This window comes from Pantoea rodasii, assembly GCF_002095465.1.
GTDB lineage: Bacteria > Pseudomonadota > Gammaproteobacteria > Enterobacterales > Enterobacteriaceae > Pantoea > Pantoea rodasii.
This window is the reverse complement of the sequence record NZ_MLFP01000002.1, coordinates 297,099-309,694: the sequence shown is the minus strand read 5'-3', so window position 1 is coordinate 309,694 and position 12,596 is coordinate 297,099. Positions and strand designations below refer to the sequence as shown.

The 12,596-nt window shown below is 52.1% G+C and carries 8 protein-coding genes, 7 tRNA genes and 1 pseudogene; 13 read left to right on the top strand and 3 right to left on the bottom strand.

The features are described from left to right. The first annotated feature begins 333 nt into the window (after positions 1–333). Positions 334–783: a ferric iron uptake transcriptional regulator gene (gene fur, locus HA45_RS03850; protein ID WP_007890672.1), complete on the top strand. Its 450-nt coding sequence runs from the start codon at positions 334–336 to the stop codon at positions 781–783. A gap of 61 nt (positions 784–844) precedes the next feature. Here the strand turns inward: fur and HA45_RS03845 are convergent, their stop codons facing one another. The 3 genes from HA45_RS03845 to nagE form a co-directional block, all read right to left on the bottom strand. Then, positions 845–1,240 (bottom strand): hypothetical protein, encoded by a 396-nt coding sequence (locus tag HA45_RS03845; RefSeq protein WP_100702393.1) that lies wholly within the window; start codon positions 1,238–1,240, stop codon positions 845–847. A gap of 235 nt (positions 1,241–1,475) precedes the next feature. After that, positions 1,476–3,143: a glutamine--tRNA ligase gene (gene glnS / locus HA45_RS03840; protein ID WP_100702392.1), complete on the bottom strand. Its 1,668-nt coding sequence runs from the start codon at positions 3,141–3,143 to the stop codon at positions 1,476–1,478. 141 nt (positions 3,144–3,284) lie between these two features. Then, positions 3,285–5,327 carry an N-acetylglucosamine-specific PTS transporter subunit IIBC gene (nagE, locus tag HA45_RS03835; protein WP_128598889.1) on the bottom strand — a complete coding sequence of 681 codons (2,043 nt, stop codon included), beginning with the start codon at positions 5,325–5,327 and terminating at the stop codon, positions 3,285–3,287. Between the two features lie 343 nt (positions 5,328–5,670). Between nagE and nagB the strand changes: the two genes are divergently transcribed. The 12 genes and pseudogenes from nagB (at position 5,671) to HA45_RS03775 (ending at position 12,580) form a co-directional block, all read left to right on the top strand. Beyond that, positions 5,671–6,471, top strand: coding sequence for a glucosamine-6-phosphate deaminase (nagB, locus tag HA45_RS03830; protein WP_100702391.1), 801 nt, complete (start codon positions 5,671–5,673; stop codon positions 6,469–6,471). 60 nt (positions 6,472–6,531) lie between these two features. Beyond that, positions 6,532–7,680, top strand: coding sequence for an N-acetylglucosamine-6-phosphate deacetylase (gene nagA, locus HA45_RS03825; RefSeq protein ID WP_100702390.1), 1,149 nt, complete (start codon positions 6,532–6,534; stop codon positions 7,678–7,680). A gap of 7 nt (positions 7,681–7,687) precedes the next feature. Further along, entirely contained in the window at positions 7,688–8,908 is a 1,221-nt protein-coding gene (nagC, locus tag HA45_RS03820) for a DNA-binding transcriptional regulator NagC (protein ID WP_100702389.1), read from the top strand. Positions 8,909–8,948: 40 nt separating this feature from the next. Further along, positions 8,949–9,700 (top strand): annotated as a pseudogene (locus tag HA45_RS03815) (HAD-IIA family hydrolase). 329 nt (positions 9,701–10,029) lie between these two features. After that, positions 10,030–11,697, top strand: coding sequence for an asparagine synthase B (gene asnB, locus HA45_RS03810; RefSeq protein ID WP_100702387.1), 1,668 nt, complete (start codon positions 10,030–10,032; stop codon positions 11,695–11,697). A 215-nt stretch (positions 11,698–11,912) separates the two neighbouring features. Then, a tRNA-Met gene (locus HA45_RS03805) sits at positions 11,913–11,989 on the top strand. Between the two features lie 10 nt (positions 11,990–11,999). Then, positions 12,000–12,084 (top strand) — tRNA-Leu (locus HA45_RS03800). Positions 12,085–12,105: 21 nt separating this feature from the next. Beyond that, a tRNA-OTHER gene (locus tag HA45_RS03795) sits at positions 12,106–12,179 on the top strand. 34 nt (positions 12,180–12,213) lie between these two features. Continuing rightward, positions 12,214–12,288, top strand: a tRNA-Gln gene (locus tag HA45_RS03790). Between the two features lie 27 nt (positions 12,289–12,315). Continuing rightward, positions 12,316–12,392: transfer RNA gene (locus HA45_RS03785), tRNA-Met, on the top strand. A 7-nt stretch (positions 12,393–12,399) separates the two neighbouring features. Beyond that, positions 12,400–12,474, top strand: a tRNA-Gln gene (locus tag HA45_RS03780). Between the two features lie 31 nt (positions 12,475–12,505). Continuing rightward, positions 12,506–12,580, top strand: a tRNA-Gln gene (locus HA45_RS03775). The last annotated feature ends 16 nt before the right edge of the window (positions 12,581–12,596 follow it).

Sequence of the window (12,596 nt, the reverse complement as noted above, 5' to 3'; positions counted from 1 at the left end):
CGCTGGCTCACATTGGGACAAAGGAATTTCCTATAAAAATAATAGCTACGGTTTTTTAACTTTTCCCCGCAAATCTGTAGAATACCCGCAATGGTCATCCGCTTATTCCTCTGGCTATAGAATGAGGCTGAGTGAAATGGAAACCCAAACCACACCGTTCCGCGCTGACGTAGGCGATGTTTATCCTTACGACTTTTGTTGATTTGCGCGACACCCTGGTTTTCATTTCACTGCTTGAGTTCTATAATGAGACGCAAATGAGAATACGCGTGACCTAAACATTCAAGGCCCCTGCGCCGTAAGTGACAAGCAAAGTAACAGGACAATATCCGAATGACTGACAACAACTCCGCATTGAAGAAGGCTGGCCTGAAAGTCACTCTCCCAAGATTGAAAATTTTGGAAGTGCTTCAGGGACCCGGCCCCGAGTCCCATCACGTCAGTGCGGAAGATTTGTATAAGCGCCTGATCGACATGGGCGAAGAGATTGGCCTGGCGACGGTTTATCGCGTTCTGAACCAGTTTGACGACGCGGGCATCGTAACCCGTCATAACTTCGAAGGCGGTAAATCCGTATTCGAACTGACTCAGCAGCATCACCACGACCACTTAATCTGCCTGGATTGTGGCAAAGTGATCGAATTCAGCGATGAATCAATTGAAACGCGTCAGCGTGAAATTGCCACTCGCCATGGCATCAAACTCAGCAACCACAGCCTGTACCTGTATGGTCACTGTGCGTTGGGAGACTGCCGCGAAGACGATACGCTCCACGATAAGTAATTGAGTGTGCTATGCAATATAAAAAAACCGGTGCTCGTCACCGGTTTTTTTATGCCTGTTATCAAGCGATAAAGGTTTCGTGCAGATAACGCCAGCGGGGAATGGTGGTGCTGCAATCCAGCACTGCCAGAGAGATGCGTGTTTGATTGGTGCCGTTCAACATTTGTAACTCGCGATATTGAATCGTCACTTCATCACTCTGTTGTGAAATGATGGCATGTTCACTGGTCGCGATGCGCATCCCTTCACGCTTGCCGTGCAGTTGGCGAAACAGCACTTCGGTCTCATTCAGATCCAGCTGCTTGCCCAGCGGGGTCACCATTTTAAAGTCAGGGTGAAAGTAGGACAAAAGCAGTTCCATGCTGTCATCACTGCCTTCTGCCTGGTTAAAAACACGTTCAATAAGCTGATGTAATACCACCACGCTATGCTTAGCTTCCAGCGCGAGACTTGTCATTTTTTTTCCTTTGATAACCCGCAGAGCTCTGTTGAGAGCGCATAGCCTACCTGAAATACAATTTTTCACACTCGCAAATGGGTTAATTTTGCTAAAGTCAGATTAGTCGCAAACCCCGGTAACAAGCACATTTCGCCGCCTTCAGCATAATCAGCTGGCGGCCTGGAAATGCAGGCAATAAAAAAGGGCGATTGCTCGCCCTTTGATGATCATATTGTGCTATCGACAAGCAGAATCAATCACCGATTTTAGCAAAAGTATCACGCAGACCGACCGTGCGGTTAAACACCGGCTTGCCTGGCTGTGAGTAAACGCTATCGGCACAGAAATAGCCTTCACGCTCAAACTGATACGCTGCCGTCACTGCCGCATCTCGCAGACCAGACTCAACGAAGCCCTGTTTGATTTGCAGTGAATCCGGATTAATGGTGGTCAGGAAATCATCGGCTGCTGCCGGGTTCGGCACGCTGAACAGGCGATCGTAAAGACGGAATTCAGCTGGCAGCGCATGAATCGCTGAAACCCAATGAATCACGCCTTTCACTTTGCGGCCGTCAGCAGGATCTTTGCTCAGCGTATCGACATCACAGGTGGCATAGATGCAAGTAATGTTGCCCTCTTCATCTTTCGCCACGCGCTCTGCACGAATCACGTAAGCATTACGCAGACGCACTTCTTTGCCCAGCACCAAACGTTTGTACTGCTTGTTGGCTTCTTCGCGGAAGTCCGCGCGATCGATCCACACTTCGCGGCTGAATGGCACTTCACGCGTGCCCATCTCCGGTTTGTTTGGATGATTAGGCATGGTCAGCGTTTCTTCATGGCCAGCCGGCAGGTTTTCGATCACCACTTTCAGCGGGTCGAGTACCGCCATCGCGCGCGGTGCGTTCTCATTGAGATCGTCACGAATACAGGATTCCAGCGAGGCCATCTCAACAATGTTGTCCTGCTTGGTCACGCCGATACGGCGGCAGAACTCACGAATCGATGCCGCACTGTAACCACGGCGGCGCAGACCGGAAACGGTCAGCATGCGCGGATCGTCCCAGCCTTCCACCACTTTCTCGGTGACCAGCTGCGTCAGTTTACGCTTCGACATCACCGCGTATTCCAGATTCAGGCGCGAGAATTCGTACTGACGTGGATGCTGAGGGATGGTGATGTTGTCCAGCACCCAATCGTACAGACGACGGTTATCCTGGAACTCCAGCGTACACAGTGAGTACGTAATGCCTTCGATCGCATCCGAAATGCAGTGCGTGAAGTCGTACATCGGGTAGATGCACCACTTATCACCGGTCTGATGGTGATCGGCAAATTTAATGCGATACAGCACCGGATCGCGCATCACGATGAAGCTGGATGCCATATCGATTTTGGCACGCAGACAAGCTTTGCCTTCCTCGAAACCGCCATCACGCATCTTCTGGAACAGCGCGAGGTTCTCTTCCACGCTGCGATCGCGATACGGGCTATTCTTACCCGGCGCCGTCAGGGTGCCGCGGTATTCACGGATCTGCTCCGCAGACAACTCATCAACGTAAGCCAGACCTTTATTGATCAGCTCAACGGCGTAGTTAAACAGTTGGTCGAAATAGTCTGAGGAGTAACGAATGTTGCCGCTCCACTCAAAGCCCAGCCATTGCACGTCACGCTTGATGGATTCAACGAACTCCAGGTCTTCTTTAACCGGGTTGGTGTCGTCAAAACGCAGGTTGCACTGACCTTGATAATCTTGGGCGATACCAAAGTTCAGGCAGATAGATTTTGCATGGCCAATATGCAGGTAACCATTGGGCTCAGGCGGGAAACGGGTATGCACACTGCTGTGCTTACCGCTCGCCAAGTCTTCGTCAATGATCTGACGAATAAAGTTCGTTGGGCGGGCTTCAGCCTCACTCATCTCAAAATCCTCAAAACAATAGCGGGTGATTTGTACCACGAAGTAACGGAGTATGATCCACAAAGCGCAGGAGGGAAACAACCGTTTGTTGGTCGTTTTAAAACAAAAAAGGCAGGAATTGCTTCCTGCCTTCTGACTAAATCACAAGGACTTAGTTTTCACTTCATACAGCGGCGTTACACCTGCAACCACTGAACCGCTTGCCAGCAGATTCAGTCCGGCGAAATCATCGCTGTTGCTGACTACAACTGGGCTAATCATCGAGCGCGCGTTAGCGTTGAGGAAATCAAGATCCATCTCCAGAATCGGCTGACCCGCGGTGACGGTTGCGCCCTCTTCCACCAAACGCGTGAAGCCTTTACCTTCCAGTGCCACAGTATCCAGACCCATGTGCACGACGATCTCAACCCCGTTGGCAGCTTCCAGACAGAAGGCATGGTTGGTGTTGAAGATTTTCACCACGGTACCGGCAATCGGTGCCACCACGGTTTTGTCGGTTGGCTTGATTGCCAGACCATCGCCCACCGCTTTGCTGGCAAACGCTTCATCCGGTACGGCATCCAGCGCTACGATCTCACCGGTCACCGGTGCCACCAGCGTAGCAATCACGGCTTTTTCGGTGTTCAGCACCGCTTGAGGTTTCGCCGCAACCGGCGCACTCGCCACGGCAGGTGCCGCAGTAACGGCAGCAGCAACCGGGCCTTTACTCAATACCGTTTTCATTGCAGTCGCGATGCTTTCAGCCTGAGTGCCGACAATCACCTGCACACTTTGCTTGTTGAGACGAATCACGCCTGATGCACCCAAACGTTTCGCCACACCTTCATTTACCTGTGCAGAGTCTTTGACGTTTAGACGCAGACGGGTAATACAGGCATCGATGTTGGTCAGGTTTTCAGAACCGCCGATGGCAGCAATGTAGCGACGTGCCAGCGATTCAGTCTGGCTTTCACCGTTACCACTATGGTCGACGTTGACGTCGTAGCCATCAGTTTCATCGCCTGCAGACAGCTCACGGCCCGGCGTCATCAGATTGAATTTCTGAATAGTGAAACGGAACACCACATAGTAAATCGCAAAGAACACCAGACCCTGAGGGATCAGCATCCACCAGTTAACGGCCAGCGGATTTCGCGTTGACAGCACCATATCCACCAGACCAGCACTGAAACCAAATCCTGCAATCCAGTGCATGCTCGCAGCGATGAACACGGAAAGACCGGTCAATGCGGCGTGAATCACATACAGCACCGGCGCCACGAACATGAAGGAGAATTCCAGCGGTTCAGTGATACCGGTGAAGAAGGCAGCAAACGCAGCAGCCAGCATGATACCGCCGACTTTGGCGCGGTTTTCTGGACGTGCGCAGTGGAAGATAGCCAATGCAGCACCCGGCAGACCAAACATCATGATCGGGAAGAAGCCCGCCTGATAGCGACCGGTAATGCCCGGGATACCTGTGCCATTCGCGATAGATTGCGCACCGCCAAGGAACTTAGGAATATCGTTGATGCCTGCCACGTCAAACCAGAACACGGAGTTCAGCGCGTGATGCAGACCAACCGGAATCAGCAAACGGTTAAAGAAGGCGTACACGCCTGCACCCACTGAACCCATTTTCTGGATGTGCTCACCGAAATTCACCAGGCCGCCGAAAATGATTGGCCAGATGTACATCAGGATGAACGCCACAATGATCATCAGGAATGAGACGAGGATCGGCACCAAACGGCGTCCACTAAAGAACGACAACGCTTTGGGCAGTTCCACATGGCTAAAGCGGTTGTAGACCTCAGCAGAAAGAATACCGACCAGAATACCCACGAACTGGTTATTGATCTTACCGAAGGCAGCAGGCACCTGCTCGACCGGGATCTTCTGAATCATGGACACCGCGGCGGGTGAACACAGCGTGGTGACCACCAGGAAGCCGACGAAGCCAGTTAATGCGGCCGCACCGTCTTTATCTTTTGACATACCGTAAGCCACACCAATGGCAAACAGCACTGACATATTTTCGATAATGGCGGAACCGGATTTAATCAGCAGCGCTGCCAGCGCATTGCCTGCGCCCCAGCTATCAGGATCAATCCAATACCCCACGCCCATCAAGATTGCCGCTGCCGGCAGTGTCGCTACCGGCACCATCAGTGCACGGCCGACCTTTTGCAGATATCCTAAAATACTCACCTTTTTCTCCCCCTATGAGACTGGCGTTTTGCCGAGGCGCGGGTTGATTTTATTATCCCGGCGCCCGGTACCTTGATGACATCATTCACCACGAGGCGCAGTGTAAAGATAAATTAATTCGCCTCGCAAATTAAAACCACAGTAACTGTGACTTTAATCACCATATTCGACGTTTAATCCCGCGAAATGCTAGCCACCACCACAAACTTATTTTATGATGAAAAATATCAAGTCGCACTTTTCCCTGCTGGTTGCGCTTAAACGGATTACGCTTAAGGGCAGTAACCTAAACCCGCATCGGCGACCACACTTTCCTAATCTTAATTGAGGTGAAGACATGAGACTGATCCCCTTGGCCACACCTACCCAGGTGGGTAAATGGGCTGCACGCCATATTGTTAACCGCATCAACGCGTTTAAGCCTAGCGCAGAACGTCCCTTCGTGCTGGGTTTGCCCACTGGCGGTACGCCGCTGGAAGCTTACAAGCACCTGATCGATATGCACAAAGCGGGCCAGGTTAGTTTCAAGCACGTAGTCACCTTCAATATGGATGAATACGTTGGCCTGCCAAAAGAGCATCCTGAAAGCTACCACAGCTTCATGTACCGCAACTTTTTCGATCACGTTGATATCCAACCAGAAAATATCAATCTTCTGAATGGCAATGCGCCAGATATTGACGCAGAATGTCGCCAGTACGAAGAGAAGATTCGCTCATTCGGTAAAATTAACCTGTTCATGGGCGGCGTGGGTAACGATGGACACATCGCCTTTAATGAGCCGGCTTCTTCACTCTCTTCCCGCACCCGCATCAAAACCCTGACGCACGATACCCGCATCGCCAATTCGCGCTTCTTTAATGGCGATGTCGATCAGGTGCCAAAATACGCCCTGACCGTGGGTGTGGGTACGCTGCTGGATGCCGAAGAAGTGATGATTCTGGTGACGGGCCATCTGAAAGCACAAGCGCTGCAGGCTGCCGTAGAAGGTAACGTCAACCATATGTGGACCATCAGCTGCCTGCAGCTGCATGCGAAATCCGTGGTGGTGTGTGACGAACCGGCCACCATGGAACTGAAAGTGAAAACCGTGAAATATTTCCGCGAAATGGAAGCGGAAAATATGAAGGGTGTGTGAAAACACGTTGTAAAAAACCTGCTGCCTTAAGGTAGCAGGCTTAGCCGGGAGAGAAAAACGATGTACGCATTAGTGAACGGCCGGATTTTTACCGGTCATGAAATTCTGGACAATCATGCAGTGGTGATTGCGGATGGCCTGATTGAGCGCGTGTGCCCACGTGATGCACTTGACGCAACGATTGCACAGCAGGATGTGGCTGGTGCGTTTATCGCTCCCGGATTTATTGATTTGCAGCTCAACGGCTGCGGCGGCGTGCAGTTTAACGATGATATCGACGCGCTGAGCGTGGAAACGCTGGAAATTATGCAGCGCGCCAATGAAAAATCTGGCTGCACCAGTTACCTGCCGACGCTGATTACCAGCACCAATGCACTGATGAAGCGTGCGGTTGAAACCCTGCGTGCTTATCTGGCAAAACACCAGAATCAGGCGTTAGGCCTGCATCTGGAAGGGCCGTGGCTAAACAAAGCCAAGAAAGGTACCCATAATCCAGATCTGATTCGCCTGCCCGATGCGGAGATGGTGGATTTTCTTTGTGCCAACGCGGATGTGATCACCAAAGTGACGCTGGCTCCAGAAAACGCCGGTGCCGAGGTGATTGGCAAACTGCGCGCCGCGGGCATCATTGTCTCTGCGGGCCACTCAAACGCCACTTACGAAGAAGCCAAAGCAGGCTTTAGCGCGGGCGTGAGTTTTGCTACCCACCTGTATAATGCCATGCCGACCTTTGCGGGCCGTGAGCCGGGTCTGATCGGTGCGCTGTTTGATTCACCTGATGTATACTGCGGCATCATTGCGGATGGTTTACATGTCCACTACGCTAACGTGCGCAATGCGAAGCGCATTAAAGGCGACAAGCTGGTGTTGGTAACGGATGCGACCGCACCCGCTGGTGCGTCGATTGATAAATTTATTTTTGCAGGCAAAACAATATACTATCGCGACGGCCTTTGCGTTGACGAAAACGGTACCCTGAGCGGTTCTGCGCTGACCATGATTGAAGCGGTACAGAACAGCGTGGAACATTGCGGTATCGCGCTGGATGAAGCATTGCGCATGGCAACGCTCTATCCAGCCCAGGCAATGGGCGTGGAAAAACAGCTGGGTTCAGTGACAGCAGGAAAAGTCGCTAACCTCACTGTCTTTACCCGCGATTATCAAATCACTAAGACGTTAGTCAATGGAGACAACGTCCTCAGCGAGTAAGTACTGAATGACCACTGGCGGCCAGACTCAAATAGGAAATGTCGATCTTGTCAAACAACTTAATAGTGCAGCCGTTTACCGGCTAATTGATCAACAAGGGCCGATATCGCGTATTCAAATCGCCGATCTCAGCCAGCTTGCGCCCGCCAGCGTCACGAAAATTACGCGTCAGCTCATTGAGCGCGGCCTTATCAAAGAGGTAGAGCAACAAGCCTCTACCGGTGGGCGCCGCGCCATCTCCATCATCACTGAAACCCGCCACTTTCATACCATCGGCGTCCGCTTAGGACGCAATGATGCCACGCTGACGCTGTTTGATTTAAGCGGCAAATCGCTGGCGCAGGAAGACTATCCGCTGCCTGAGCGCACGCAAGAGACGCTGGAGAATGCGCTGTTCAATGCCATCACGGCGTTTATGGCCGCGCATCAGCGTAAGATTCATGAATTGATTGCGATTGCGGTGATCCTGCCAGGCCTCGTAGATCCGATTAACGGCATCATTCGTTATATGCCGCACATCACAGTGAGCCACTGGCCACTGGTTTCCAGTCTAAAAAAACGTTTTAACGTCACCAGCTTTGTCGGCCACGATATCCGCAGCCTGGCCCTGGCAGAGCACTATTTCGGTGCAAGCCGCGACTGCGCAGACTCCATTCTGGTGCGCTTACACCGCGGCACTGGCGCGGGCATTATCGCCAACGGCCATATTTTCCTCGGCAGTAACGGCAACGTCGGCGAGATTGGCCACATTCAGGTCGACCCTTTGGGTGAACGCTGCCACTGCGGCAACTTTGGCTGCCTGGAAACCATCGCCGCCAACGGGGCGATTGAAAACCGCGTGCGCCATCTGCTCAATCAGGGCTATCCGAGCACGCTGTCGCTGGATAATTGTCTGATGCCACAAATTTGCCGCGCCGCCAATCAGGGCGATGCATTAGCCTGTGAAGTGATTGAGTACGTTGGACGTTATCTGGGTAAAGCCATCGCGATTGCTATTAACCTGTTCAATCCGCAGAAAGTGGTGCTGGCCGGTGAAATCACCGATGCCGATAAAGTGCTATTCCCTGCCATCGAGGGCTGCATCAATACGCAGGCACTCAACGCCTTCCGCAAAAATTTACCGGTGGTGCGTTCTGAGTTGGATCACCGTTCGGCGATCGGTGCCTTTGCGCTGGCGAAACGCGCGATGCTAAATGGCATTCTGCTGCAGCATCTGCTGGAAGAATAATTGAAGCCTGCCCGCTGGCAGGCCTGACCGGAAACCCTCTATGACCATCAAAAGCGTAATCTGTGACATCGACGGCGTGTTGATGCACGACAATACCGCCGTAAAAGGCGCGAATGAGTTTCTGCAGCGCATCCTTGAGAAAGAGATGCCGCTGGTGGTGCTGACCAATTATCCGTCGCAAACGGCACAGGATTTGGCGAACCGCTTTGCCAATGCAGGCGTCGAGGTGCCGGACTCGGTATTTTATACCTCGGCGATGGCCACCGCGGATTTCCTGCGTCGTCAGGAAGGCAAAAAGCCTATGTGATTGGCGAAGGCGCACTGATCCATGAACTGTATAAAGCCGGATTCACCATCACTGACGTCAATCCAGACTTCGTGATTGTCGGCGAGACGCGCTCTTTTAACTGGGAAATGATGCACAAGGCGGCATTCTTTGTGGCCAGCGGCGCACGCTTTATCGCCACCAACCCCGATACGCATGCACGTGGCTACGTGCCAGCCTGTGGCGCACTCTGCGCCGGTATCGAAACCATCTCTGGACGCAAGCCGTTTTATGTCGGCAAACCCAGCCCGTACATCATGCGTGCTGCGCTGAATAAGATGCATGCTCATTCTGAAGAGACGGTGATTGTCGGTGATAACCTGCGCACCGATATCCTTGCGGGCTTCCAGGCCGGGCTGGAAACCATTCTGGTGCTGTCGGGCGTTTCGACGCTGAGTGACATTGATGCGATGCCATTCCGCCCCGACTGGATTTACCCTTCGGTGGCCGATATCGATCTCTTCTAAGTCTTCACTATCGCGTTTACTTATCGCCCTGCCCGCACGCTGTGTGAGCAGGGCGTTTGTTTTTACATCCCTTTATCGCGATTTTGGGCAGCGGTAATTGCTCGGGAAATCATTCAAAACGCCAATTCATTAGATACCATCTAATTTAATAGCCACTTCTTTAGATAAAATTCAATTTTAAAGCCATACCAACAATCTTTTTATCAAAAAAACGCAATTTTACTTGCACTAGCACCACCAGATAGCGCATTTTCTTATACATCACGCAGTCAAGGCTGCCGGACAAACGTAGAAATAACATCGCCGCAAGGTGAGATCAGGAGTCAGTTATGTGTTCGATTTTTGGTGTGCTGGATCTGAAATCCGATCCTGTTGAATTGCGCAAGAAAGCGCTGGAGTGTTCCCGTCTGATGCGCCACCGTGGACCTGATTGGTCTGGCGTATATGCCGATGACAAAGCCATTCTGGTGCATGAGCGCCTGTCGATTGTTGACGTCAACAACGGTGCACAGCCGCTGTATAACGCTGACCACACCCACGTACTGGCCGTGAACGGCGAGATCTACAACCATCAGGCACTGCGCGCTGAGTTGAGCGATCGTTATGCGTTCCAGACCGGTTCTGACTGCGAAGTGATCCTTGCGCTGTATCAGGAAAAAGGCCTCGATTTCCTCGACGATCTGCAGGGTATGTTTGCCTTTATTCTGTGGGACAGCGTGAAGCAGCAGTATCTGATTGGCCGTGACCACATCGGGATTATCCCGCTTTACATGGGCAACGATGAGCACGGCAACCTGTTTGTCGCCTCTGAAATGAAAGCGCTGGTGCCGGTTTGCCGCACCATCAAAGAATTCCCGCCGGGAAGCTTCCTGTGCAGCAGCGATGGCGAAATCCGTCGTTACTGGCAGCGTGACTGGATGGATTTCTCTGCGGTTGCTGAGAACACCACCGATGCTGCGGGCCTGAAGCATGCGCTGGAAGAGTCAGTGAAAAGCCACCTGATGTCTGACGTGCCTTACGGGGTGCTGCTGTCTGGCGGCCTCGACTCTTCAATCATCTCCGCCGTGACCAAGCGTTTTGCGGCGAAACGTGTGGAAGATGAAGATAAAAGTGATGCCTGGTGGCCACAGCTGCACTCCTTTGCTGTCGGTCTGGAAGGTTCACCCGATCTGAAAGCCGCCAAGTCTGTGGCTGAGCATTTGGGTACCGTGCACCACGAGATTCACTTCACCGTGCAGGAAGGTCTGGATGCCATCCGCGATGTGATTTATCACATCGAAACTTATGATGTCACCACCATTCGCGCCTCTACGCCGATGTATTTAATGTCGCGTAAAATCAAGGCGATGGGCATTAAAATGGTGTTGTCAGGTGAAGGTGCTGACGAAGTGTTTGGCGGCTATCTCTACTTCCATAAGGCGCCTAACGCCCAGGAATTCCACGAAGAGAACGTGCGTAAACTGCTGGCACTGCACATGTTTGACTGCGCGCGTGCTAACAAAGCCATGTCTGCGTGGGGTGTCGAAGCGCGTGTACCGTTCCTCGACAAGAAGTTCCTCGATGTGGCGATGCGTATCAACCCGGAAGATAAACTGTGCGGCAGCAACGGCAAAATGGAGAAACACATTCTGCGTGAGTGCTTCTCTTCTTACCTGCCGGAAAGTGTGGCATGGCGCCAGAAAGAGCAGTTCTCGGACGGCGTGGGCTACAGCTGGATTGATTCATTGAAAGAAGTGGCCGCGAAGCAGATCACCGATCAGCAACTTTCCACCGCGCACTTCCGTTTCCCGTACAACACGCCGAACTCGAAAGAAGCGTACTTGTACCGTGAAATTTTTGAAGAGTTGTTCCCGATTGCCAGCGCTGCAGAGTGCGTACCGGGTGGTCCATCCGTTGCCTGTTCTTCCGCTAAAGCCATCGAGTGGGACGAAGCGTTCAAGAACATGGACGATCCTTCTGGTCGTGCCGTCGGCGTGCACCAGTCAGCCTACAAATAAGCTTGTGAATGAGTAGGATAAGGGGTCTGAAAAGGCCCCTTTTTGTTTTAATCGATGATGTTGCGCTAGAAAACTGTTGAATAAATCGCCACCCTGGTTACAAGCCAGTCAAACAGGCGTTTTAAGGCAAAAAACGGCAAAAAACTTGTTGACGCTACAAAGCTCAATACGCATAATGCGCCCCGCAACGCCGATGAAGGTTAGCGAAAAAAGATGGCTACGTAGCTCAGCTGGTTAGAGCACATCACTCATAATGATGGGGTCACAGGTTCAAATCCCGTCGTAGCCACCATCTTTTTTTCGCGGGAGTGGCGAAATTGGTAGACGCACTAGATTTAGGTTCTAGCGCCGCAAGGTGTGCGAGTTCAAGTCTCGCCTCCCGCACCATTTCAGTCTTCGGCAGCCGGATGGGGTATCGCCAAGCGGTAAGGCACTGGTTTTGATACCAGCATTCCCAGGTTCGAATCCTGGTACCCCAGCCAATCCGATAGTTTCTCGTGGATACGAGTCGACAGATGGGATATCGCCAAGCGGTAAGGCACCGGTTTTTGATACCGGCATTCCCTGGTTCGAATCCAGGTATCCCAGCCATATCGGATGCAGTAAGCAGTAAACTCAGGCTACGTAGCTCAGCTGGTTAGAGCACATCACTCATAATGATGGGGTCACAGGTTCAAATCCCGTCGTAGCCACCAAATTTTTTGGGGTGTCGCCAAGCGGTAAGGCTCTGGTTTCTGATACCAGCATTCCGGGGTTCGAATCCCTGCACCCCAGCCATATTTAAGAAGAATTTGTAACACCATTAATTTGGGGTGTCGCCAAGCGGTAAGGCTCTGGTTTCTGATACCAGCATTCCGGGGTTCGAATCCCTGCACCCCAGCCAAATTGCACAATAAAGC

What these genes read in the sequence shown, in the direction of transcription:
- nagA (WP_100702390.1), top strand. Translation starts at nt 6,532, where the DNA reads ATGTACGCATTAGTGAACGGCCGGATTTTTACCGGTCATGAAATTCTG.
- glnS (WP_100702392.1), bottom strand. Translation starts at nt 3,143, where the DNA reads ATGAGTGAGGCTGAAGCCCGCCCAACGAACTTTATTCGTCAGATCATT.
- nagB (WP_100702391.1), top strand. Translation starts at nt 5,671, where the DNA reads ATGAGACTGATCCCCTTGGCCACACCTACCCAGGTGGGTAAATGGGCT.
- fur (WP_007890672.1), top strand. Translation starts at nt 334, where the DNA reads ATGACTGACAACAACTCCGCATTGAAGAAGGCTGGCCTGAAAGTCACT.
- asnB (WP_100702387.1), top strand. Translation starts at nt 10,030, where the DNA reads ATGTGTTCGATTTTTGGTGTGCTGGATCTGAAATCCGATCCTGTTGAA.
- nagC (WP_100702389.1), top strand. Translation starts at nt 7,688, where the DNA reads ATGACCACTGGCGGCCAGACTCAAATAGGAAATGTCGATCTTGTCAAA.
- HA45_RS03845 (WP_100702393.1), bottom strand. Translation starts at nt 1,240, where the DNA reads ATGACAAGTCTCGCGCTGGAAGCTAAGCATAGCGTGGTGGTATTACAT.